Source organism: Ralstonia sp. RRA (genome assembly GCF_037023145.1).
Taxonomy (GTDB): Bacteria; Pseudomonadota; Gammaproteobacteria; order Burkholderiales; family Burkholderiaceae; genus Ralstonia.
Genome location: NZ_CP146091.1, coordinates 3,533,641 through 3,555,218, shown reverse-complemented (window position 1 = coordinate 3,555,218; position 21,578 = coordinate 3,533,641). Strand labels below are relative to the sequence as shown.

Sequence of the window (21,578 nt, the reverse complement as noted above, 5' to 3'; positions counted from 1 at the left end):
AAACCAAGGCGCCATAGGCGCCTTTTTTTATTTCTTAAGGAGAATGAACATGACAATGCTTCGCGGAACCCGCTTCGTCGTAGGCAAAGAAGCCTGCCAAATCCGGATGCTTGAGAACCGTTTCCGGAGCTACCTTCATTGATTGCGGTGCAGAGGAGGTGATCGTGCCCGCCCTGTGGTCTCAAGACACGTTCGTCGAGAAAGCAGGCGGAAGCGAAATCATCGATCAGATGTGGGTCTTCCCCGACAAGAAGGGGCGTTCGTGTTGCCTGATTCCGGAAGCAACCGCGCTCTTCCAAGAGCAAAGCAAGCAATTGCTCAGTGGCAGACCCGAGCGTCGATTGTTCTACATCGCACGCTGCTACAGATATGAGCGGCCTCAGGCGGGGCGATACCGCGAGTTCACGCAACTCGGTTTCGAATGCCTTTCCGCAGATCCAGAACGCGCAGCTGCCGATAGCCGGAAAATCGCCACAGGATTCTTCGATTCGTTGGGGCTTCGTTATCAGTTCGATGAGGCTGCTCGAAGAGGTCTTAGCTACTATCTCAACGGGCAGGGATTCGAAATGCGCTGCAAGGAGCTTGGAGCGCAGCAGCAGGTAGCCGGCGGTGGCGCGTATCGGGAAGGGGCAGGCTTTGGCATTGGTGTCGAACGACTGTTACTGGCCATGCTTGCCCAACGATTGATGGAATGAGGCCAACCCGTCGATCAAATATGGAAATTTGAGCCGCCTCGCGCGAGTGTTTGTTGTCGCGCGAGGCGGGGGGCCAGCGTGGTCGCGGCCTTCGCGCCCAACAACACGGTGTGCGCGTTCGGCCGAGCGCTGATCGTCATTCCTGTGTTGATGACGTTGATTGCCGGTGCCGGAGCGCTAATGCTCACCCACGGCGGTCACACGGCCTGCATTTGGCTGGAACTGAACCAGCTAGGAAGTGGCCGTACGATGTCGGCTCAATGGAGCCGGGCACAGTAGAGCGTGGAAATACTGTTCGATACATGTTGGCTACCGTTGGTTGGACACGGAGAGCTTCTGCCCGCGATACTTTTTAGAGAGGCGAGTTGCGACGATCCAAGAGGGAATCAATGCAACAATCAGAACACCCAAGGCGTCAGGGCCCGCCCCCCATCCAATCACGAATGCAGCGGCGAGACTAAGCCAGTTGTACACAGATGCACCGTTCACGGTTGGTCGCCCACTCACTCTATCGATAAGTCGCCCAATCTCGTAAAGAATCCAAGCCAGAATCGGTAGTAAGAAAATTAGAATCGATCCGATCAGCTGCCAATTGGCTTTCATTGTCTGTGCACGGTTTAGGGTCTTTGTGGATCAAATGTTGTGCGTCACTTCTTGGTTGCTAAGCCGACCACCTGAAACTCATCACGGGATATCAAGACGATGATTTCGACGCTTGTAGGAGTGCACGCCATTTCCTCCAAGCAACGACTCGGCCAGCAATACCACCAACGACGATGCTGCCCAGATAGACGAGATGCTCATTCAGAGACAGCTCGGACAGCACAGTATTCAGCAAGACGAATGCAAGGCCCAGGCAAACGACACAGCCCACGAGACCATAGATTCTCGAGTCAACCAACTGGGCGCCCTGAATGTATGAGGTGGAGTGCCCTTTGGCTTCATAGATAAGGGTCGTTCCGCATTGGATGCAGTTCACGCTGGTTGCGGAATTTTGGGTATTGCATGCTGGACAGAACATGTGGCTCCAGAGCGATCATGGTTTGAAGTGACATACGGTCTACGTTACGGTTGTGACCCGTCGATGAGGTTATCCGGATTGAACTGTGGATGACCCACACGCCCTCCTTGCTACTTCTGCACCCAAACCCCGCCAGTTTTCACGGGAGACTGGCTCACCACAACCTTCGTGCAGGTCCACTTGCCGAACTTCGTTTCGGCGGTCGCCCCGATCGGGTAGGCACCCGAAACACCGTCAACAGCCGCGGCTTCCTGTAGGAGGCAAAGCGCGTCCAGCGCGGGGTAGCCCCACGACACAGGTGTCGGAGACATCGCCAGCGCTGCCGCCGTGAAGGAGGCAACGACAACCATCGCTGCGAGTTTTCTGTAATTGCTCATGGTTGCCTCCTTGCTCTGTTAACACGGCACCTTAAAGCCGGATTTCGATATAGGCAAACACACCGTAATCCGGATACCCGTCGATGGAAGTTCAGCACCCTAGTGAAGGTCTTCCTGATTCACCACATCCATCCCATCCCAAACCGTCAGCGCCGTATACGCCCCCTCCGCATAATCCAAACACGTCCACAGGTATTCCGCCTGCCGCGTCTCATCCATCGCGCGGAAATGCTCGAACCCACTGGCGTGCAGCATGCTCAAAAACGCCCGTAGCTTTGAAAGCTTGTCGAACAACTCAGCATGCGCTTGATAGCGGCGAATATCGGGAATGGCTTGGGGGTCTGTCATGGCGATGTCTCCGTCGAATTGAGGAAACTCGCCACCCGGGGGGAGGGTGGGCGAGCACTGACAAGGTTGGAACCCGAGTACCGTCACTCGATCGGCGCGAAGCCGTCCCTGCCAGGCTCGCCCATAAAGGGGGAGCGGCCACGGGAGATTGACGACAAGGACCTATGCTCGGTCCCTGCCGGACGATACCGAGGGTTCCAATCCTCGGCCGCTTTCTCTCATGGCACGAAAGCGGCACCCGGAGTCTACGAGGCCGCTTTTAACTGAAGCAATGGTTTGCGAGACAAATCAGAGTTTGCTGATGCGCCTGACACGTGTGCGGCGCTGCGTCCCGCAGGCATAAGGCGCGCATTATCGCGCAGCAAACAGTTCAGCCTGAAATTCAGGGACAGAACGCACCCCTGCAGCAAAACCCACACACAAACTTTTGAACGACTGTGCGGCGCACCCAGAACCATGGACAATCCCCCTCGAATCCCGTCCCGCAAACCTGCAGCTTAGGCATGACAGAAAAAAATCCCTCGGAGACCGCTCGGCACGCCCTCAAGCTGCTGGCCTCACGCAGGTTGCTTCCCACGCCAGACAACTTTGCATCGATCTACTACGAAATCGCGGGCAACAAGCCCAGCCTCCACGCCCACGAAGCGGAGCGGATGGCCCTGGTGCGGGAGTTGTGCGAACAGCTCGCACGCACGGTTGAGTACTGTTTGCCGGCGCTGGGCGATGACAACACCACGATCGGCCCCTCGGCGCGGGTACTGATCAAGGCCTGCCGGTCTGAATCGGAAACCCTTGGCAGCCTGAACAACAAACTGGCGACGTTCAACCAGCGGCTGTCGCTGGCGGCGGCAGATCAGAACGAGATCCGCAAGTCGTTGCTGAATCTGCTGCAGCTCGTGTTTGAGAACATTGGCGAGCTATCGCTCGATGACCGCTGGCTGCGCGGGCAGATCGAGGCCTTGATGAAGGCCAGCGAGGCCCCCGTGAGCCTGCGCCGGCTGGAAGACGTGCGGCGGCGCCTCAAAGAGGTGATCCAGAAGCAGGGCGCGCTGAAGGCGAAGTCGCTTGAAGCCCAGGAAGAAATGAAGTGGCTGCTGGCGTCTTTCCTGGAGCGGCTGTCCTCGGCGGCGGAAAGCTCGGGCGAGCACCATCGCCACATGGAGGCGTGCATCAAGAAGATCGAATCGGCCCGCACGATCTCCGATATTGCGCCCGTGATCCAAGACGCGCTGGCGGCCACGCGTTGGATGTCGTTGGTTTCTGCACGCCATCACGAAGAACTGTCGGCGATGAAGAAGCGGGCCGAAGAGGCCGCGGCGGAAGTGGCGCGGCTGCATCAGGCGCTCGACCTGGCGTCCGCCTCTGCGCGCCATGACCTGCTGACCGGCGCGCTCAACCGCAAGGGCCTGGAAGAAGCGCTGGCGCGCGAGGTTGCCCGCGCCGCGCATCTGAAATCTGCGCTGTCCATCGCCTTCATCGACATCGACAACTTCAAGTCGATCAACGATGCGCATGGGCATAGCTTTGGCGACGATGCCCTGTCGCATCTGGCCCAGGTCGCGCGCGAAGCGATGCGCCCCCAAGACACGCTCGCACGCTTTGGCGGTGAGGAGTTCGTCATCCTGATGCCCGACACGTGCCTGGAAGACGGCGTGCAAGCCATCGTGCGGCTTCAGCGCGCGTTGACGCAGCGCTTCTTTGTTGCCGGCAATACGCGGCTCTTCGTTACGTTTTCTGCAGGTGTGGCAGAACTCGGCAAGGATGAGGCGCCCATGGATGCAATCCAGCGGGCTGATCGTGCCATGTACGAGGCCAAGCGTACGGGGAAGAACAAGGTTGTTGGTGCGTGAGGTGGTGTGCGGGATAGGGCGTGGCTGATGTCTCGCATGTCGCAAACTCGCCGATAGCGGTCAGCGAGCGTGCCAGCGGCGACCAGCCGCTATCACCCCTTAGGAGACCGTCGAGTCGCTCGGAAGCCGACGCTCAGTGAAACTACTTTTCGGTCCGGCTCCATAGCCAGGAAGCTCCCAGCGCGTACAACTTCAACGCATGATGCGGGACGCCCCTGTATGCCATATACAAGGGTACACCGCTGCCCTGCAAGATCAATTGAAGCTCAGCAAGCTTGTGCGGTTCGATGCGATATCGTTGATGACGAGCTGTGGGGGCTGATCGAACCATAACTTCCACCGCCCAAACCGCGACGCAAGCGATACCCTGGGCGTCTGCCGCCGGTCGCGTTGCTGGATGGCACGGAAAACCTGACACCCCCGGCGGCCCGCGTTCGCTCCGAACGCGGGATCAGTTTCGCTGCCGCGACACCTTCGGCGCCTGGCGTACGAACGCGTTCGCCGCCGCTTCTTCGAGCATCCATCTTCCCATTGCGTCATACGACACCGGCATCAGGCTGTTGTTGCGTGTGCCGTTCGCGTCGACCGACGCGGCCGGGCGTTCGTCCTTGCCGCGCGCATTGACGGCCGCGCGCACGAGCGTCCAGCGCAGCGACGCGAACGCGCCGTTGCCGAGCGCGTCGACGACGGCCTGCAATTCGGCCGCGCCTCGGCCGATCCGGCCGGGCACGTGCGAAAAGAACCGGATCGCGCGACTCGGCGGTTCACCCGGCGGCGCTGTCAACAGCGTATTGACCACGACGATGCGGTCGACATCCGCTGCACGCATCGACGCGTTGACCGCGTCCATATTCGCGGAAAGCCGCGAGGATGGATCGTCGCTCGTCGGCGTGACGCCGAGCGCGGTGAGCACCGCGTCGGTGCCGGCGAATGCATCGGTGAGCGCGGCGCGGTCCGCAAGCGAACGGACGACGGCGACGCGGCAGCCGGCCGGCACGTCGGCGATCCGCTCGGGCCTGGAACGGACGATGGCGGTGAAACGGATGCCCTCGGCGCGGCAGATGCGCAGGATGGCTTGGCCGAGGCCGCCCGCTGCGCCGATCACCGCGACATGACGCGGGAGGCGGGGCGGCGGGCTGGAGGGTGGATTCGTCATGAGCGTAATGGAGGCTGCGGACTTACGCCACGGTCGCATCGGGCACGTCGACGATGACGTCCGACGTCGCGATCGCGACGCACGGCAGCGTGTAGCCGTTGGCTTTTTCCTCGCGGCTCAGGCCCGGCCATTCGATCGTGTAGCGGACGGTGCCGCTGACGATCCGGGAGAAGCAGCTTCGGCAGGTGCCGTTGCGGCACGAGCGCGGCAGCGACACACCAGCGAAGCCAGCGGCTTCAAGCAGTGTCAGCGATTCCGGCGCGTCGAAGCTGACGCCGAGCGGTTCGATGCGGACGCGGTGGGATGGGTCGGTTTCGGTCATGCGGCGTGCAAAGGCCGACGGGCGGGTGACAACGCGAAGCGGCAAGGATAACTGAAACGGCGAGTGCGTCAGGCCGCATCTGTGCCCATCGAAATAAGGAGTTTCACGTCCGTGAAATCGCGCGTCTGACTGGCGGGGCGGGGGGCACGCTGCACAAGGAACTGAGCAAGCTGGCCGCGGCGGGAATTTTGAGCCGGGATCGGCAAGGCAACAGAGTGTCTATCGCGCAAATAGGGCTTCCGATTTACGAGGAACTGGCGAGCATCATGCGCAAGACTTCCGGTCTTGCCGACGTGCTCGCCGAGGCTCTGATCCCGTGTTCCGATCAGATCGACGCCGCATTCGTTTTCGGTTCCGTCGCCCGTGGTCAGGAAGTCGCGGACAGCGACGTCGACGTGATGGTGATCGGTCCGATCGGCTTTGCGGCCGTTGTCGGGCTGCTCTATGCCGCCCAAAGGGCCTTGGGGCGCGAGACCAACCCCAGGGTTCTGTCTTCGGGCGAATGGCGGGCGGCCTTCACTCGGCAAGATGCATTCGTGATGAATGTCGTTCAGAAACCCAAGATTTTCCCGATCGGTAGCGACCATGACCGCGACGAACGAATTGCCGAGCAACACTCCACTAATGCCCGACACGGGCGATACGCATCCACTCTCCATACCGTCTCTCCAAGCGTTGCCCTGCATGAGAGGGCACCTTTGTCTTGGTGAATGTCGACGATTTGCGCGCCGGGATCTAGCGACCGCTCGTGGCCGATAGCGTTCAGTGACTGCGCCACCTACGACCGGCACGGTCCAACGCTTCAGAGACAATCAACGCGCTGCGTGTGGGGCGGCCGATTTAGCGCCATCCGGCCGTCATGGACGGACCGCACCCACCGTCCCCGTTTTTTCCAGGATTCGTTGATGTCACGCACGAAAACGCAATGCGTCCACGACTAGCGAGAACGCCGGAGAAGGCTGCCGCCGACTCGGGTAGTAGAGGTGGTACCCGGCAAACTTCGGGCACCAGTCTTCTAAAACGCGGACCAGCCGCCCGGCGCTGATGTGAGACATGACTTCGTCTTCAGGAAGAAGGACGACGCCCAAGCCGGCGAGCGCCGCGTCCACTTGCGGGGGTGTGGTGTTGAAAACGAGCGGGCCGTCGACGCGGACGTTGATCTTGCGGCCGCGCCGTTCGAAGTCCCAAACGTACAGGCCGCCGGAGGTCGGCATGCGCTGATTGATGCAACGATGCTCCGTCAGATCCCGAGGAAGCTTCGGCGCGGGATGGGCCGCGAAATACGCGGGTGACGCAACCACCGCCAGGCGTAATGCTGGCCCGATCGGGATGGCGATCATGTCCTTGTCTATGGTGTTGCCCATGCGCACGCCGGCATCGAAGCGGTCGGCCACGATGTCTCGGAACCCGTAGTTGACGTCGAACTCCACCTTGATGTCTGGGTAATCCTGCAGCAAGGGCGTGAGCCGGGGCAGCAGAATGCTCTGCAGCACGTGATCGCCGCAGGTGATGCGGACCGTGCCGGCCGGCTTGTCCCGCAGCGCCGTCAATGCATCGAGCTCGGATTCAATCTCGTCGAAGCGCTGCCCAATCGCCTGCATCAGACGTTCGCCGGCGGCCGTCGTTGACACGCTGCGCGTTGTTCTGGTCAACAGGCGGATCTGGAGCCGCTCCTCCAGCCCGCGGATGGATTGGCTCAACGCGGATTGAGTCACCCCGAGACTCGCTGCGGCACGCGTAAAGCTGCCCTCGCGCGCAACGGTCACGAAGCCCAGCAGATCGTTCAGATTCCTCCTCGCCACGGTCCCATCCTCCGATTCATTAGCTTATCTACTAGATGTATTCAGGATTCATTATCTAGTGGCGGGCGCAGGTGGTCACCATAATTTGGGGCATGACCCAAGCACCATCGACCCTCACACCCCAACTCGACAGCCGGCCGCTCCCAGCCGCATCGCCTGCGATTGCTCCTGCCAGCCGCGGCCAACAGAGCCACTGGAGTGGCGTGTTCGCCATGGCGCTGTGCGTCTTTGCATTGATCGCATCGGAGTTCATGCCGGTCAGCCTGCTCACGCCCATCGCGACGGACCTGCACGTCAGCGAGGGTGTGGCCGGTCAAGGGATCGCCGTGTCCGGCGCCTTTGCTGTCTTGACTAGCCTTCTGCTTCCGGCGCTAGCGCGGCAGACGGATCGCAAGACCATCCTGCTGTGGATGACCGCTTTCATGGCCGTGTCCGGTGCGCTCATCGCTTTGGCGCACAGCCTCGTGATGTACATGATCGGCCGCGTGCTCATCGGGGTGTCCGTCGGTGGCTTCTGGTCCATGTCAGCCGCGACGGCCATCCGGCTGGTACCCGCACCGAAGGTCCCGCGCGCACTGGCGATCTTCAACGGCGGCAGTGCGCTTGCCACGGTGATCGCCGCACCGCTGGGCAGCTTCATCGGCTCGCTGGTCGGATGGCGTGGTGCCTTCTTCGGTCTTGTGCCTGTCGCGGCGCTCGCCTTCGCCTGGCAATGGGCGAGCCTGCCATCGATGCGGGCAGACGCACCGGCTCCCGGATCCCGCAACGCATTGCGCCTGCTGGCGGATCCGCTGGTACTGCTGGGGATGGCGGCGGTCGGCCTATTTTTCATGGGGCAGTTCGCGCTCTTCACATTTGTGCGCCCCTTCCTGGAAACGACGACCCACGCAAACGCCTCGACGCTTTCGCTGGTGCTGCTCGCGATGGGGGTCGCGGGCTTCATTGGCACCACCATCATCGGTTGGTTCCTCTCTCGCAGTCTGTACCGCACCCTGATCGCCATTCCACTCGCAATGGCGGCCGTCGCCGTGGCGCTGGTTCTGTACGGAGAACAGACTGGCGCCGCTGTTGGCCTGCTGGCCGTGTGGGGGTTGCTCGGGACTGCCGCGCCCGTCGGCTGGTGGAGCTGGCTGGCAACGACGCTGCCGAAAAGCGCCGAAGCGGGCGGCGGGCTGATGGTGGCCGTGGTCCAGTTGGCGATCGCACTGGGTTCGACGGTCGGAGGCGTGCTGTTAGATGCCAGCGGCTATACCGCTACCTTCGGCTTCAGTGCACTCCTCTTGGTGGCTGCGTCGGCCCTGGCATTGACCACGGCGCATCGCAGTCGCCGGGTAGCGTGATGACCTAGTTCAAAGGAACCTACATGGATTTCTCGAATTCTCGCCGCCGTGCGCTGCAAAACGCCTTGGCTCTCGGAGCGGCCGCCGTGACGGCCGCGCCCGCACTCGCCGGCGATCGCAAACATTCAACCGGAGTACACATGGAACCGACGGGTCGATGGGACAAGGTGTTCGCGCAAAACGACCGCGTGATGCATCGCAAGGTGACGTTCAAGAACCGATTCGGGATCGTTCTCGCCGGCGACCTGTACCGGCCGAAGCGTCCTGGCGTCGGCAGGCTGCCGGCTCTGGTGCTGAGCGGTCCGTTCGGTGCGGTGAAGGAACAATCGTCGGGCCTCTACGCCCAGACGCTCGCGGAACGCGGCTTTGTCACGCTCGCGTTCGATCCCTCGTTTACTGGCGAGAGCGGTGGCGAGGTGCGCAACGTGGCATCGCCGGACATCTTCACAGAAGACTTCAGCGCCGCGGTCGATTACCTGGGTCTGCTGCCGGATGTGGACCGCGAGCGCATCGGCGCCATGGCGATCTGCGGCCTGAGCGGCATGGCGCTGACGGCCGCAAGCGGCGATTCGCGGATCAAGGCGGTGGCTACGGCTTCGATGTACGACATGTCGCGCAGCATGAGCCGCAGCTACAAAGACGGCTACACCCTCGAACAACGGCATCAGGTGATCGACTACCTGAGCCAACAACGCTGGATCGATGCGGAGAAAGGGACGTTTGCGCTGGGCTTTCACGAAGTGCCCTTCGACGCCAACGGCCAGTTGCTGAAAGGCGACCGCGTGCTGCCAGAAAAGCTGCCGGCCAATCCCGACCCCGTGCTGGCCGCGTTCTTCGACTACTACCGCACGCCGCGGGGCTTCCATCCCCGCTCGATCAACTCCACGACGGCGTGGACGGCCACGACGCCGATGTCGTTCTTCGAGTTCCCACTGGCGGCAAACATCGCGATGGTCGCGCCACGGCCGATCATGCTGGTGGCCGGCGCAAATGCCCACTCGAGGTACTACTCGGAAGATGCCTACAAGGCAGCATCCGGCCCGAAAGAGTTCGTGATCGTCCCGGACGCGGACCACGTCGACCTTTACGACCGACTCGAAAAGATTCCCTTCGACAGGTTGGAAGCCTTCTTCAGGCAGAACCTGAAGCAGGCGTGACACTAAGGAGCAGCCATGGAACTGAAACGGGTAGGAACGCAACCCTCCATCAAGGGCCCCGCTGAGTGGTTCACCGGCAGCGTGAGGATTGATCCCTTGAGCAATCCTCCGCTGCCCGCTCGTCACTCGTGCGCCGCTGTGACCTTTGAACCGGGCGCGCGCACCAACTGGCACACCCATCCGCTCGGGCAAACACTCATCGTCACGGCAGGATGCGGCTGGACGCAGTGCGAAGGCGAAGAGAAGGTGGAGATCCGGGCTGGCGACGTGATCTGGTGCCCGCCGAATCACAAGCACTGGCACGGCGCCACTTCGACGACAGCAATGACGCACATCGCGGTTCAGGAGGCACTCGACGGCAAGGCAGTGGAATGGCTGGAACCTGTTTCCGATGAACAGTATTTGGAAGGCGAGCCGTGATCAGAGACAAGCGCATCAACGCACCTGCGAACCGCCGTTGGTTGATGGGGCAATATGCTGGCCGCCCCGAATCTTCAACGGCGCCAGTTGCGCCTTGCAATCCGGAGGGAGTCGACTAGGGGACGGCATCCGTCACCGCTTCACGCTTGCCACACCGCATACCCTTCCTCGCGCAAGCCGATCGCCAGCTCCACTTCCATCTCCCGTGCCGCTTCGTAAGGCATCGGGTTGAAGCACTCGTACAGCTCCGGCATCAGGCGCAAGCCATACTCCCGCACAAACCGGTTCGATTTCAGCCCCGCCTTGTGTTTGTCAAAGCGCACGTCCGGCGACTGTCCTGTCATGCCCACATAAACGCAAGGCTTGTCGCCGAGGTAATCGGGATTCGCTTTCACAAAGCGCGCTTCGGCCAGCACTTGCCGCGAGAGTTCGACAACGTAGACGTGGTGGTGGTGACGTGGCATTGAAGAAGTCTTCGACAGCGAAGAAGCAGCCGGTGAGCATAGATCGTAGCGCTCGGGCACGGCTTCGACTACTGCAAGCCAAGCGTCGGGGCCGGGGGCGCCCGTAAGGCAACGCTCGACCGCGCAACGCTTTGATGGCCGCTCTCAAGCTGAAATCGGTCAGTCGCTCAGGCGCGGGGCAGGATCAGGGCGCACACCCCCCGGCGTTGCCGCAACGCACGTCCATACAGCCACTTCAAACGCCACATGCCGCATCAGGTGGCGTGTAGAGTCACCGCACTCCGCCCACGACCTACGCGACACGCCATGACTACATCGCGCCTTCCCGCCGCGCCCAGCCATCTGGTGCTTGAACACGGCCTGCCTGCGTTTGGCATGTATGAGGGGATCGTGGAACAGTTGGACTGGCAGCCGCTGCAAACCACGCTTTACCAGCGGCTGACCCGCAAGCTGCATCACAAGCGTTGGCAATATGCCGCGATTGCGCATCCGGATTACTTCATCGGTGCGGCGATTGTTGATGTGGGTTGGACTGGCACAGCGTTCGCCTATCTGTTCGACCGGCAACGCCGCGAAGTTGTTGGTGCGACCAGTGCGAATGGATTGCCGGGTCTGTCCGCAAAGGTGGAAGACCGCGCCTTTGGTCATGCGTCTTTCACGGCCGGGCGTTGCCGCATGGCCTTCCAACGCAAAGGCGATCGCCTGACCCTGACCATTCAGTCACCCAAGCTGCGGCTGGCCGCAGACATCGAACTGGCGGGCATGCCGCCGGTGCTGGCATCCATTGCCCCCGCCAATTGGCTTGCACACTCGACGCACAAGAGCGGCGGGCTGCAGGTCAGTGGCACTGCAGATTGCCCGGACAAACGCTATGGGCTGGATGGCGCCGTGGCCTCGCTGGATTACTCGAACGGCCTGCTGGCGCGGGAAACGCATTGGCGCTGGGCCAGCGCGCACAGTCGTGACATGGGCTTCAACCTGCAGCAAGGTTATATGGCGGATGCCGAGAACGCCGTGTGGCTGCACGGCAAGCTGATCCGCGTCGGCGCGGTCGAATTTGATTTCGATGCCAAGCAGCCGCTGCAACCGTGGCACGTCCGCAGTGCCAATCGCCTGGTCGACCTGACATTCACGCCGGAAGGCGCGCGCAGCGAAAACAAAAACCTGCTCATCGCCGCCAGCCGTTATATCCAGCCCATCGGCCATTTTGATGGCGAGATCGTGGATCCGGACACGGGCATCCGGCATGCCGTGCAAGGGCTGCCCGGCGTGACGGAAGACCACACCTCGCGCTGGTGAGGGCGCAGATTCGCTTCAGCGCGCAAACCGCTCTACAACACCGCGCCACAACGCGTCCCGCTCTGCGCCCAGGTGGGCACCGCTCGCATCGCCTGATGCGTCCTGCCCCACCGCAAGGTGGACCATGGTCAGCTTGGATTGCGGATCCACGTAGATGGCTTGTCCGTGGATGCCCAGCAGCACGGACCGCCGTGCCTCTCCCGGGAGGAGCCAGACCTGAAAGCCGTAGCCGTAGTAGCGGCTACCGTGATAGACCATCTGCCCGGGGCGAAACGGCTCCGGTTGGCGCGATGCGTCCGTCATGTTCAACAGGAAGTCGCGCGGCACCACTTGCCGACCCTGCACCACGCCATCGTCGGCAAGCATGGCCCCAAGACGGGCGTAGTCGCGCGCCGTTGCGTTGAAGCCGCCTTGCGCAAACGCCGATCCATCGGATTGGCGCACCAGATAGGTCGCCTTGGATTGCGCACCCATCGGCTTCCATAGCTTTTCATCCACGAAGTCGCACAGGCTGCGTTGCGTGGCGGCCTGGAGCACCAAGCTCAGTACTTCGGTTTGCGCTCCCGCGTAGTTGAAACGCGTACCCGGCGGATCGGCACGCTCGCTCACCTGTGCGGCTGCCGCAAGCACCCCTTGCTTAGCGGCCGTGCCGAGGAATCGCGCCCGATCATCCGTGGGGGTGTAGTCCTCCACATACTTTGCGCCGGAGGCCATGCGCAGCAGATCGACAATGCGCGTTGCACCGTACAGGGTGCCGGCAAGCCCGGGCACGTATTGGTCAACGCGATCCTCCAGCGCGTGCAGGCTGCCGTCCTCCAGTGCCTTGCCGATCACGAGCGCCACCAGCGTCTTGGCCATCGAGTTGGACAGCATGCGCATGTCTTGCGTGCGGTCGTAGCCGTAGTGTTCCGCCAGGAGGGTGCCGTCTTGAACGATCAGAACGGCGGTCGCGCGCTGATGCTGCATGTAGTCCGCCAGCGTGTAGTCACCACCACGAAAGCGATACCGGAAGTCGGCATCCTTGTCGGCGATCTTGAGTGGCACCGGTTTGTCAGCCGGTGCAAGCTCGCAGGACGGTGAGAGCCGATCCATGCCGCTAAAGGAACCCACGATGTAAGGGGCTTCGTGGATGCGCGTCGCGCTTGGCGCCAACGGATACCCTTGCTTCTGGCCCAGCAGGTCTTCATCGGGCGATGCCGTAGCGATGCTGCAGGCGAGCAGCCCGCATGCAGCGGCATAGCGTTGGCGTGTCTTCATGAATGGAGCGGAGATTGGTTTGCCGGGCGCGTGAAGAGCAGACGCTATTGCGCGAGGAACTTCACGATCGCGCTCACGGTAGCTTGCGGCTGTTCTTCCATCAACCAATGCCCGGCATTGGGAACCACCAGCTCTTGCACATTGGTGGCGGCATTGCGCATGACGATCGCCTCGTTCGGGCCGAAGGACTTTTCACCGCCGATGGCCAGCACCGGCATGGTCAGCTTGGTCGCGAGCGATTTCTGGTTGTCTTCCGCGTCTTGCGGAATCGACAGGAACTGCGCGAACGCAGAGTGCATGGCACCGGGCTTCGCATAAAGGCGCGCATAGTGCACGCGCGTTGCCTCGTCGATCTTCGTGCGGTCTCCGGCAAACTCGTTCCAGAACCGATCCAGATAGATCCGCTCACGGCCTTTCACCAGACGCTCCGCATCGGGGCCGCCAAACGAGAAGTGCCAGAGGGCAGGCGAGCGGACGATCTGTTCCCACGGGGGGACGCCCGGCACCGGCGCATCCATCACGACCAGCCGTGTCGTCTTGTCCGGATAGCGTGCCGCATAGGCGAAGGCAACCATGGTGCCGATGTCGTGGCCGACCACGTCGGCCTGATCGATGTTCAGGTGCGTCAGCACAGCCCGGATGTCGCCCGCCTGCGTGCGTTTGTCGTAGCCGCCATCAGGGTGCGACGACAACCCCATGCCACGCAGATCCGGAACCACCACGGTATGGGTGCGTGCCAGCTCGGTGGCCAGCGGCGCCCACATGTCGCCCGTGTCGCCAAAACCGTGCAGCAAGACCACCGCCGGCCCGCTGCCGCACACCCGCACAAACAAGGTCGCCCCGTCAGTCTGCATGTTCTGGTGGCGACAACCTGGCGGATACGGCTTCACCTGCGCCTGCACAACGGGCGTCATGGCCAGCAAGAGTGCAATGGCTGCAAACAGTTTTCGCATGGTGTGTTCTCTGGGGAGGAAGCCGGTCTCGATCGGGACACGGCACGCTGACTCTGCTCGGGCCGTATGACAGTGCGCTACGCAAACCTCACCAAGCGTAGTACGCGCCGTGCGTGGTGCAAGGACGAAAGAGAGGGGGGTTGCCGTGTTCAAAGCGGAATCGATATTCACATGCCCGATCGAGCGACTTGCCCCATAGCGGGTTTATAGGTTTACCTCTTTATGTATACAGATAGTAGTAATAGATAACGGTGGATAAGTTCTGTGGATAGGTGCCAAAAGCGCTTTTGCATCAATGGCTTGCAGAACGGACAACCCATCGGGCAGTGTGTGCTGTTGCGTGGATGAGTTCGGGCAATCGCACCAGGCACGGTCGCCATGGGTGGAAGTTGTTCCTGCGCTGTGGACACGCTAACCCCGGAGAGCCAACACGCTTTTCCCTGGTGTTATTCACAGGTGGGGGGGGTGTCCACAAGGAGGGGCGGCAAACGGCCGTGATGCGCTAGACGCGGCCTCGTATCGAAGGAAGCGAGACGCTCTGTCCGGCGTGCGTTCCTTCTCTTGATTCAATCTCGGGGAAGGTCGCTTCATCGCACAGCCGCGATTCTCGTATCCCACGCAGATCTCGCGAGGTAGTTGGGCTGGGAAAGGTTACGAGCCAGGATGACCAACAAATCGCGCCATGGACAGATCCGCGATATACGACCCGTCCGGCAGCCGTATGCGCTTCTCGAACCGTCCCTCTTCCACGAATCCAAAGCGCTTGTACAAGGCAATGGCACGAGCGTTCGTCGCCCTGACTCGAAGCTCAACCTTTTCGATGCGGGGATGGCTTTCCGCCCACGCCATCAGTTCGGTCATGAGCGCAGTGCCGACCCCGCGTTCTAGGTGACCCGGGTGGACGACGATTGTGAGACTGAAGACGTGAGAGAGCGCGATGAGCGTCATCGGCTCCAGAAACGCGTGCCCGATCACAGCGCCCTCGTGCTCTGCCACGAGGTACAGCCCGTCTTGCTCAAGCAGCGCGATCTTTTGTTCGAATGCCTCAACCTGCAGCTCGTGAGGCTGTGACACCAGGAGCCCCGGGGTGAGTGCGGTGGCCTTTTCAGCGGTGCACAACGTGGCGGCATCGGCCTGGCTTGCTCTTCGAATGCTGGTTCGTCCCGTCATGGTGGTCTGAGGCTAAGGGCGGCTATCCAAAGAACGAAATGTTATCCCCACAAGTTGCCCACAGCGGTTATCCACAACAGCTGTCCACAGGGGTGTTTCAGATCTGCAAAGGTTTTGACGCGAAACGCGCGCCCCTTGCCGGCACGCTGGTCGCAAGACTTGGCAGCACAACCTGTGGCGCGACTTTTGCATCGCGCACGGCGGCTTTGCCAAGTCCCGTTTTGAATGTGCGATACTGATACCGGGTTCACCCATATGGGGTGGCACCCGTTTGCTGCGGTTTCCAACCACGCAAGCCGCAGCGATCTGCTGTCGTGCATGTACCGGCCATCAAGCGTTGGGCCGGAACACATCAAGGCGCCATGCACGTGAAAGAGCCCACGACTCAAAGGGGCGCTGCATGCAACTCACATCCAAGCCATCGAGCAGGGCGACGTCTCTTTGCCGCGCGCTGCCCGGCGGCGCCATCAGCCAGGCGACCGGCAGTTCCGGTTTGCACGCAGTGCTGTGGAATCCACGCTAACGCACCAGGAGAACAACCATGCGCATGCTCATGAACGTGCGAATCCCGCACGAGCCCTTCAATACCTACGTGCGCGACGGCTCCATCGCCGAGTTGATCCCGCGCGTGATGGAGGCGATCAAACCCGAAGCCGCTTACTTCACCGAACAGGCTGGTGGGCGCGGTGCGGTGCTCATCGTCAACCTGGATGCGCCCTCGCAGATTCCCGCACTCGCCGAGCCGTGGTTCCTGCTGTTCAACGCCGATTGTGAGTTCCGTGTGGTGATGAGCGCGGAGGATTTGCAGAAGGCGGGGTTGGCGGGGATTGGGGAGAAGTGGAAGTAAGCGGAGGAGGAATCGGGTCGGTACACTCATCGCGCCCCGACGACATCCAGCCAGCAAAATTGTCACAGACAGACGTGCGCCAGGAACTTGCCGGCGTACGGCGGACTCCCTTTTGTCATCCCCATTCATAGAGAGTCCGTCATGCGCAGCACCCTTGCTTGCGGAAAGCATCTGTTCACCGCGCTCGTCCTGTTGCTGGCCTGCGCCGGCGCGACGGCCAGCGAGCTGCGTCATTTTCTCTACACCGGCTCGGATGAGCTGACCAAGATCGAGCCGCTGCTGCAACGCTCTGACATTGAGGGCGTGCAGATCGTCTATAGCTGGAAGTCGCTGGAGCCTGAGCCGGGCCGCTACGACTTCTCCGGCATCGAGCGCGATCTTGCGTATCTGCAGCAACGCAAGAAGCAACTGTTCGTCCAGGTACAGGATCGTTTCTTCTTGCCCACTGCGCGCCATATCCCCTCGTATCTGCTGACCGACCCTGCGTATGGCGGCGGACTGGTGCGTCAATCCGACGACTCTGAAGTCAACCCAGGTGGCAGCGGGTGGGTGGCACAGCAATGGAATCCGGCATTGCGTCAGCGCTTCCAGGCACTGCTGACCGCGCTGGCCAAGCAGTTCGACGGCCGCATCCTGGGGATCAATCTGCCGGAAACCGCCATCGACATCGATCGCAAGCGTGACAAGACGCGCTTCAGTTGCGATGGGTACTTCAACGCCACGCTGGAGAACATGCGCTTCGCTCGGCAGCAGTTCCATCGCTCCGCCGTCGTGCAGTACGTCAACTTCTGGCCGTGTGAATGGGACAACGATCACCAGTACATGTCCCGCACGTTTGCCACTGCTGCGCAGGAAGGCATCGGCCTTGGCGGGCCGGACATCGTCCCCTGGAAGAAAGCGCAGATGAAGAACGCCTATCCGTTCTTCCATCAATACAAAGGCAAGCTGCCGCTGGTGGCGATGGCGGTGCAGGAGCCCACGCTGCGCTACGTCAACCCCAAGACCGGCAAACCATTCACACGCGACCAGTTCGTGAGCTTTGCCAAGGACTATCTGGGGGTGGATGTGATTTTCTGGTCGGTGGATTCGCCTTGGCTCAGGCGGTAGTGTGCGGGCTAGGGCCAGTGCTCCGGTGCACTCCGCCTGGCGCAGGCCAATGCCGATGGCACGCTGTCGTATATCAACTACCTGCCGCAGTAACGATCCCTCGTACGCGGCGTTGCCCAACGTTGCGTCGTTGACCGGGCCGGAGTGCGTCTGCGGCCCGTTTTTATTGGCGCGCTGCCATGCGATCGGACCGTCAACGCAGCAAGGGTGTAACGATGCGTTCAAGCCGTTCGGTCGTCCACGCGGGTTCACGCGAGTCCCAACCGTTGTCGGCCAGCAGGCCATTGCGGTCGATCGTGAAGTTGACCGGAATCCGCCACACCCGACCATAGCCGCCCGCATAGGCGCTGCCGAGCAGCCCCACCGGAAAACTCCAGGCCGCTGCCATTTCACGCACTTCAGGCAATGAGGCCGGCTCATCCAGGCTGAAGCCGAGAACGCGCAGGCCCCGGTCTGCATGCTTTGCCGCGTAGTCGGAAAGCAAGGGCAGTTCTTGATGGCACGGGCCGCACCATGTCGCCCAGAAGGTCAGGATCACGACGTGGCCACGCAGGTCTTCGGTGGAGATGCTGTGCCCGTCGATCGTGCGCAGCACCAGCGCAGGCGCTGGCCGCCCGACTTCAAGGCTTGCCGCCTGGGCATCGTGAGATGGACTGCCCAGTCCGGCACCCAGCGCCGCCGCACCGGCCGCCTGCAGCCACGCGCGCCGCGACCATGCTCGATCAGAATGCATAGCTGGCTCCGACCGTGCCCGACCAACGCGGGAAGAGTTGATACCCCTGCAGGTTGCTGTAGAGCGCCTTCTGCAGGAACGCATAGATCTGCACGTTATGCGCCACGCTCACCGTCACACCCGGCGACAGGTAGACCACCGTCCCGGCGGTGTTGGTGGTATCGGCCAGCGCGCCTTTGTCAGCGTTCTTGCGCGTCACGTTGAACTGCAGCTGCGGCACGATGTGCGGGTTGGCCTCGTAGCGCACGCCAAAGCTCATGGTGGCAAGGTTGCCCGGACGGAAATCCGCCCCAGTCTCGTTCAAACGCTGGTGCACGGCGGCCTGGAATTGGCCGTTGATGAAGGCATCGAAGTCCTGGCTGACGGGCTGGTAGTAGTAGGCACCCAGGATCACATCGGTACTGCCTGTGCCGGGCTGCAGGCTGGTATCCAGTGCCTGCACGCCCGCCGCGTTCGGGCCGCTGTTGAAGAACACCGGGTTGCGCCCGACGGTGTTGCCAGTCAGCACGTTCTGCCCGCCGTAGCGGCCCGTCGGCAGCTTGATGCCCAGTTGCACGCCCAGGTTGTGCGTGGGCAGAAAGCCCTGATAGCTTGTGATCAGTTTGATGTCGCCCAAGCCGCTGGCGGTGGCGCCGCTCAGGTTGTCCGGCGTGAGCTGATCCGACGTGACCGCGCCGTAAGTGGTATGGCTGCGGTCCACATACGGCACGATCGCGCTGAAGTTCCAGCTGCTGTTTGGGCTGTAGTGGATGCCGAGATTGATGTAGCGGTTGATGGTCTGGCGCTCGACCTCCTGGTTGCCGCCCGCGTCATTGATGCTGGCGGCCTGTGCCGGCGTGACTGCGTGGGTGCCACTGCGCAGCTGGTTCTGCGGGAGGTAGGTGTAGTCGAAGCTGATGCGCCAGCCCGGGATGGCCGAATAGCCCATCGCGGCATCGGTGCTGAGCGAGCAGCCGCAGGTGGCGCAGGCATGCGCCGCAATGGGTGCAAACATGCCGGTGGCGCACGCGAGCAGTGCCGCGCACCGGAGCATATTGGATGGTGTTGTCATGGGTGTTCCTCACGCTGATAGGTACGTGCGCGCCCTGATCAATAGTAGGTGCGTCGCACGGCGTCTTGTCTGAAAACGGCTCGAGCCGGGTGCGAGTGCGCGGTGCAGTCGCTGCCCTGGTTTGACGTGGTCAGAGGAGGAAGGGTGAGTCGCGCGGCCGCCCGGTATGGCGCGCCTGATGCGCAGCCAGACGACCGGGTTCCGCGGGCCATGCCGTGGCATGGATGGGTGCCGGCTCCACCATCGGCGCAAGGGTTGTCGGCACCAGCACCTGGTCTGCCAACAGATCGCAGTAGCCGCAGGCCGCGTGGTGGTGGCCGGCTGGCATCTCATGCCCGATGGGCAGGGCGGTGCTGGCAGCGGCAGATGGTTTGGCTTCACAAAGCGGCGCAGCCTGCTCGAACGCCTGCAGCGCTTGCGCCTCCAGCGCCTGGCTCACCATTGGCACAAACAGCACGAGCACCATCGCCACCAGGCCAAGCCAGGCGGTCAGTCTTTTGCGGGTGCGGGCGAAATGCATGGTGACCAGTAAGGCTGCCGGGCGTCCCTGTGCGGACAACGCCAGCATGTGCGGATGCGAGGTATTACACCGCAAAACAGCATCGGTATCCAGATCGGCGGCAGGGGGGTGTTGCCTGCCGTTTTGCCCCAGGCGTGCTGCCGATCCGCATCCGGCCGAAGCGTGCGGCCAGGCGTGCTTTTTCGAGACCTTGCTTGTCGAGGCAATGGCTAATTCCGCGCTGGCGGCAAACCGTCGCACCGCGTGAACAACGTCTGGATATGACAAGAGCCGCATCGCGCGGCTCTTGTTCAGGGGAACGACGTGAGCGGCGTCTTACGCCCCGGCAGCCCCGTCGCCTTCCTGCGCTTCACGCTCTTCGCGTTCCTCCCGCTCTTCACGGGGCAGGGTCAGCATGCCGGTGTTGTACACGTATTCGTACACCTCGCCGTAGCGGCCCCATTCGATGCCGATCTTGAGCACGCGTTCGGCTTCCTCGGGCTTGAGGTAGGCCTCCAGCTCGCGCAGGACCTGCTCTTCGCGAATCTCGCCGTCTTCGTTGGCTTCCAGCTCGGCACGGATGTGCGAGGCCAGGGCCACCTGTTCGAGCAGCTTCTGGCCGAACAGCACCTTGCGCTCGGGCGGTTCGGTTTCCATGTAGGTCTTGCCGAACGGCGTAACGATGATGTCGCCGCGCTCGATCGTGGCGAGCTGCAGCAGGGCCAGCGCTTCGCAGGCGGGCAGCAGGTCGTCGTCGGTCACGCCGGCTTCTTCGGCCAGGTGCGGCAAGTCTGCGCGGCCATTGAATGGGGCTTCGACCAGCAAGTCGAGAAGCGCCTCCATCTGGCCGATCTCGGCTTCCGGCAGGCGGTAGGCGAGTTGCTGCGCAGCAGACTCGGCGCCCACGTGCACACCCACGCGCTCGGGCGAGGTCATCAGGCCGTACACCTCGTCGATGAGGTTGCGCACAGCGGCGGAATCGCGGTTGCGCGGGCGCGGGAAGGGCACACGCACTTCGGCGCGGATGCGCCCTGGGTCGCTGGAGAGGATGACGATGCGGTCCGCCATCATCACCGCCTCTTCAATGTTGTGCGAGACGATCAGGATGGCCTTGATCTTGGTGCGGCGATCTTCCCACAGGTCGAGCATTTCGTCGCGCAGGTTCTCGCCGGTCAGCACGTCGAGTGCGGAGAACGCTTCGTCCATCAGCAGCAGATCGGGCTCGGTGACGAGCGCGCGCGCAATGCCCACGCGCTGGCGCATGCCGCCCGAGAGTTCGCGCGGCAGGGCGCTGTTGAAGCCCGACAGGCCGATCAGGTCGATGGCCTGTTCGGCGCGCTCTTCACGGTCAGCCTTGGGCACGCCTTGCGCTTCCAAACCGAGTTCCACGTTCTGCTGCACGGTCAGCCACGGGAACAGCGCAAACGACTGGAACACCATCGCGATGCCCTGCACCGGGCCGGAATACTCGCGGCCACGGAACAGCACCTGGCCGCGGTCGGCACGCACCAGGCCCGCCATGATGCGCAGCAGGGTCGACTTGCCCGAGCCGGACTTGCCCAGCATGGCGACGATCTCGCCCTCGCGGATGTTGATATCCAAACCCTCGAGCACCGAGCGGTCGGTGTGGTCTGCGGTGCGGAAGATTTTCGAGACGCCGCGCAGCTCGATGACAGATTCGCCGTTGGTGGCCATGTTGATGCTCTCTGC

At 62.3% G+C, this 21,578-nt stretch carries 22 protein-coding genes; 9 read left to right on the top strand and 13 right to left on the bottom strand.

Features of this window, described 5'->3' with window-relative positions:
* Positions 1–164 precede the first annotated feature (164 nt).
* A complete protein-coding gene (locus tag V6657_RS17080) occupies positions 165–695 on the top strand; it encodes an ATP phosphoribosyltransferase regulatory subunit (RefSeq protein WP_248694766.1) in 531 nt (176 codons plus the stop codon).
* A 1,131-nt stretch (positions 696–1,826) separates the two neighbouring features.
* Here the strand turns inward: V6657_RS17080 and V6657_RS17075 are convergent.
* Positions 1,827–2,093 carry a hypothetical protein gene (locus tag V6657_RS17075; protein WP_048935733.1) on the bottom strand — a complete coding sequence of 89 codons (267 nt, stop codon included), beginning with the start codon at positions 2,091–2,093 and terminating at the stop codon, positions 1,827–1,829.
* Positions 2,094–2,192: 99 nt separating this feature from the next.
* The gene (locus tag V6657_RS17070) at positions 2,193–2,441 is read right to left on the bottom strand and encodes a hypothetical protein (RefSeq protein ID WP_048935732.1); all 249 of its coding nucleotides are present in this window, start codon (positions 2,439–2,441) and stop codon (positions 2,193–2,195) included.
* A 503-nt stretch (positions 2,442–2,944) separates the two neighbouring features.
* On the opposite strand from V6657_RS17070, the gene V6657_RS17065 reads away from it, so the two are divergent.
* Positions 2,945–4,291: a GGDEF domain-containing protein gene (locus tag V6657_RS17065; protein ID WP_048935731.1), complete on the top strand. Its 1,347-nt coding sequence runs from the start codon at positions 2,945–2,947 to the stop codon at positions 4,289–4,291.
* Positions 4,292–4,742: 451 nt separating this feature from the next.
* Here the strand turns inward: V6657_RS17065 and V6657_RS17060 are convergent, their stop codons facing one another.
* Together V6657_RS17060 and V6657_RS17055 are read right to left on the bottom strand one after the other, a co-directional pair.
* Complete coding sequence (locus tag V6657_RS17060) at positions 4,743–5,447, bottom strand: NAD(P)H-binding protein (RefSeq protein ID WP_048935730.1); 705 nt, start codon at positions 5,445–5,447, stop codon at positions 4,743–4,745.
* Between the two features lie 22 nt (positions 5,448–5,469).
* Positions 5,470–5,769 carry a 2Fe-2S iron-sulfur cluster-binding protein gene (locus tag V6657_RS17055; protein ID WP_048935729.1) on the bottom strand — a complete coding sequence of 100 codons (300 nt, stop codon included), beginning with the start codon at positions 5,767–5,769 and terminating at the stop codon, positions 5,470–5,472.
* A gap of 266 nt (positions 5,770–6,035) precedes the next feature.
* Here V6657_RS17055 and V6657_RS17050 point away from each other — a divergent pair, with 266 nt between their 5' ends.
* Entirely contained in the window at positions 6,036–6,479 is a 444-nt protein-coding gene (locus V6657_RS17050) for a nucleotidyltransferase domain-containing protein (RefSeq protein WP_248694765.1), read from the top strand.
* Positions 6,480–6,677: 198 nt separating this feature from the next.
* Here the strand turns inward: V6657_RS17050 and V6657_RS17045 are convergent, their stop codons facing one another.
* Entirely contained in the window at positions 6,678–7,571 is an 894-nt protein-coding gene (locus V6657_RS17045; protein ID WP_048935728.1) for a LysR family transcriptional regulator, read from the bottom strand.
* Positions 7,572–7,783: 212 nt separating this feature from the next.
* Here V6657_RS17045 and V6657_RS17040 point away from each other — a divergent pair, with 212 nt between their 5' ends.
* Genes V6657_RS17040 through V6657_RS17030 form a run of 3 tightly spaced genes read left to right on the top strand, consistent with a single transcriptional unit; the run spans position 7,784 to position 10,488 of the window.
* Positions 7,784–8,911 (top strand): MFS transporter, encoded by a 1,128-nt coding sequence (locus V6657_RS17040; protein WP_048935727.1) that lies wholly within the window; start codon positions 7,784–7,786, stop codon positions 8,909–8,911.
* A 23-nt stretch (positions 8,912–8,934) separates the two neighbouring features.
* On the top strand, positions 8,935–10,068 hold the full coding sequence (locus V6657_RS17035; RefSeq protein WP_137884937.1) for an alpha/beta hydrolase: 1,134 nt from the start codon (positions 8,935–8,937) through the stop codon (positions 10,066–10,068).
* Between the two features lie 15 nt (positions 10,069–10,083).
* Positions 10,084–10,488, top strand: coding sequence for a cupin domain-containing protein (locus V6657_RS17030; RefSeq protein ID WP_048935726.1), 405 nt, complete (start codon positions 10,084–10,086; stop codon positions 10,486–10,488).
* 140 nt (positions 10,489–10,628) lie between these two features.
* On the opposite strand, the gene V6657_RS17025 is transcribed toward V6657_RS17030, so the two are convergent.
* Entirely contained in the window at positions 10,629–10,952 is a 324-nt protein-coding gene (locus V6657_RS17025; RefSeq protein WP_021197088.1) for a hypothetical protein, read from the bottom strand.
* 306 nt (positions 10,953–11,258) lie between these two features.
* Here V6657_RS17025 and V6657_RS17020 point away from each other — a divergent pair, with 306 nt between their 5' ends.
* Positions 11,259–12,251, top strand: a complete 993-nt coding sequence (locus V6657_RS17020) for a DUF2804 domain-containing protein (protein WP_048935725.1) — start codon at positions 11,259–11,261, stop codon at positions 12,249–12,251.
* Between the two features lie 15 nt (positions 12,252–12,266).
* Here the strand turns inward: V6657_RS17020 and V6657_RS17015 are convergent, their stop codons facing one another.
* From V6657_RS17015 to V6657_RS17005, 3 genes are all read right to left on the bottom strand, one after another.
* Positions 12,267–13,508: a serine hydrolase gene (locus V6657_RS17015; RefSeq protein ID WP_048935724.1), complete on the bottom strand. Its 1,242-nt coding sequence runs from the start codon at positions 13,506–13,508 to the stop codon at positions 12,267–12,269.
* A gap of 44 nt (positions 13,509–13,552) precedes the next feature.
* Positions 13,553–14,461 (bottom strand): alpha/beta hydrolase, encoded by a 909-nt coding sequence (locus tag V6657_RS17010; protein ID WP_048935723.1) that lies wholly within the window; start codon positions 14,459–14,461, stop codon positions 13,553–13,555.
* A 651-nt stretch (positions 14,462–15,112) separates the two neighbouring features.
* A complete protein-coding gene (locus tag V6657_RS17005; RefSeq protein WP_048935722.1) occupies positions 15,113–15,631 on the bottom strand; it encodes a GNAT family N-acetyltransferase in 519 nt (172 codons plus the stop codon).
* 541 nt (positions 15,632–16,172) lie between these two features.
* Between V6657_RS17005 and V6657_RS17000 the strand changes: the two genes are divergently transcribed.
* Both V6657_RS17000 and V6657_RS16995 read left to right on the top strand, forming a co-directional pair.
* Positions 16,173–16,478: a hypothetical protein gene (locus V6657_RS17000; protein ID WP_048935721.1), complete on the top strand. Its 306-nt coding sequence runs from the start codon at positions 16,173–16,175 to the stop codon at positions 16,476–16,478.
* 141 nt (positions 16,479–16,619) lie between these two features.
* Positions 16,620–17,585, top strand: a complete 966-nt coding sequence (locus V6657_RS16995) for a hypothetical protein (protein ID WP_248694764.1) — start codon at positions 16,620–16,622, stop codon at positions 17,583–17,585.
* Between the two features lie 193 nt (positions 17,586–17,778).
* On the opposite strand, the gene V6657_RS16990 is transcribed toward V6657_RS16995, so the two are convergent.
* The 4 genes from V6657_RS16990 to V6657_RS16975 all read right to left on the bottom strand — a co-directional run bounded on the left by V6657_RS16990 (position 17,779) and on the right by V6657_RS16975 (position 21,563).
* On the bottom strand, positions 17,779–18,318 hold the full coding sequence (locus tag V6657_RS16990; RefSeq protein WP_048935720.1) for a TlpA disulfide reductase family protein: 540 nt from the start codon (positions 18,316–18,318) through the stop codon (positions 17,779–17,781).
* Complete coding sequence (locus V6657_RS16985) at positions 18,308–19,369, bottom strand: lipoprotein (RefSeq protein ID WP_048935719.1); 1,062 nt, start codon at positions 19,367–19,369, stop codon at positions 18,308–18,310. Before V6657_RS16985 ends, V6657_RS16990 begins: the two co-directional genes overlap by 11 nt.
* A 130-nt stretch (positions 19,370–19,499) precedes the next feature.
* Positions 19,500–20,165 carry a DUF2946 domain-containing protein gene (locus V6657_RS16980; protein WP_274923380.1) on the bottom strand — a complete coding sequence of 222 codons (666 nt, stop codon included), beginning with the start codon at positions 20,163–20,165 and terminating at the stop codon, positions 19,500–19,502.
* A 39-nt stretch (positions 20,166–20,204) separates the two neighbouring features.
* Positions 20,205–21,563 (bottom strand): AAA-associated domain-containing protein, encoded by a 1,359-nt coding sequence (locus V6657_RS16975; RefSeq protein ID WP_048935718.1) that lies wholly within the window; start codon positions 21,561–21,563, stop codon positions 20,205–20,207.
* Between the last annotated feature and the right edge of the window lie 15 nt (positions 21,564–21,578).

Coding starts and splice junctions, on each gene's coding strand:
- V6657_RS17075 (WP_048935733.1), bottom strand. CDS start 2,093: ATGAGCAATTACAGAAAACTCGCAGCGATGGTTGTCGTTGCCTCCTTC.
- V6657_RS17070 (WP_048935732.1), bottom strand. CDS start 2,441: ATGACAGACCCCCAAGCCATTCCCGATATTCGCCGCTATCAAGCGCAT.
- V6657_RS17065 (WP_048935731.1), top strand. CDS start 2,945: ATGACAGAAAAAAATCCCTCGGAGACCGCTCGGCACGCCCTCAAGCTG.
- V6657_RS17060 (WP_048935730.1), bottom strand. CDS start 5,447: ATGACGAATCCACCCTCCAGCCCGCCGCCCCGCCTCCCGCGTCATGTC.
- V6657_RS17055 (WP_048935729.1), bottom strand. CDS start 5,769: ATGACCGAAACCGACCCATCCCACCGCGTCCGCATCGAACCGCTCGGC.
- V6657_RS17050 (WP_248694765.1), top strand. CDS start 6,036: ATGCGCAAGACTTCCGGTCTTGCCGACGTGCTCGCCGAGGCTCTGATC.
- V6657_RS17040 (WP_048935727.1), top strand. CDS start 7,784: ATGGCGCTGTGCGTCTTTGCATTGATCGCATCGGAGTTCATGCCGGTC.
- V6657_RS17035 (WP_137884937.1), top strand. CDS start 8,935: ATGGATTTCTCGAATTCTCGCCGCCGTGCGCTGCAAAACGCCTTGGCT.
- V6657_RS17030 (WP_048935726.1), top strand. CDS start 10,084: ATGGAACTGAAACGGGTAGGAACGCAACCCTCCATCAAGGGCCCCGCT.
- V6657_RS17025 (WP_021197088.1), bottom strand. CDS start 10,952: ATGCCACGTCACCACCACCACGTCTACGTTGTCGAACTCTCGCGGCAA.
- V6657_RS17020 (WP_048935725.1), top strand. CDS start 11,259: ATGACTACATCGCGCCTTCCCGCCGCGCCCAGCCATCTGGTGCTTGAA.
- V6657_RS17015 (WP_048935724.1), bottom strand. CDS start 13,508: ATGAAGACACGCCAACGCTATGCCGCTGCATGCGGGCTGCTCGCCTGC.
- V6657_RS17010 (WP_048935723.1), bottom strand. CDS start 14,461: ATGCGAAAACTGTTTGCAGCCATTGCACTCTTGCTGGCCATGACGCCC.
- V6657_RS17005 (WP_048935722.1), bottom strand. CDS start 15,631: ATGACGGGACGAACCAGCATTCGAAGAGCAAGCCAGGCCGATGCCGCC.
- V6657_RS17000 (WP_048935721.1), top strand. CDS start 16,173: ATGCGCATGCTCATGAACGTGCGAATCCCGCACGAGCCCTTCAATACC.
- V6657_RS16995 (WP_248694764.1), top strand. CDS start 16,620: ATGCGCAGCACCCTTGCTTGCGGAAAGCATCTGTTCACCGCGCTCGTC.
- V6657_RS16990 (WP_048935720.1), bottom strand. CDS start 18,318: ATGCATTCTGATCGAGCATGGTCGCGGCGCGCGTGGCTGCAGGCGGCC.
- V6657_RS16985 (WP_048935719.1), bottom strand. CDS start 19,369: ATGACAACACCATCCAATATGCTCCGGTGCGCGGCACTGCTCGCGTGC.
- V6657_RS16980 (WP_274923380.1), bottom strand. CDS start 20,165: ATGCGGCTCTTGTCATATCCAGACGTTGTTCACGCGGTGCGACGGTTT.
- V6657_RS16975 (WP_048935718.1), bottom strand. CDS start 21,563: ATGGCCACCAACGGCGAATCTGTCATCGAGCTGCGCGGCGTCTCGAAA.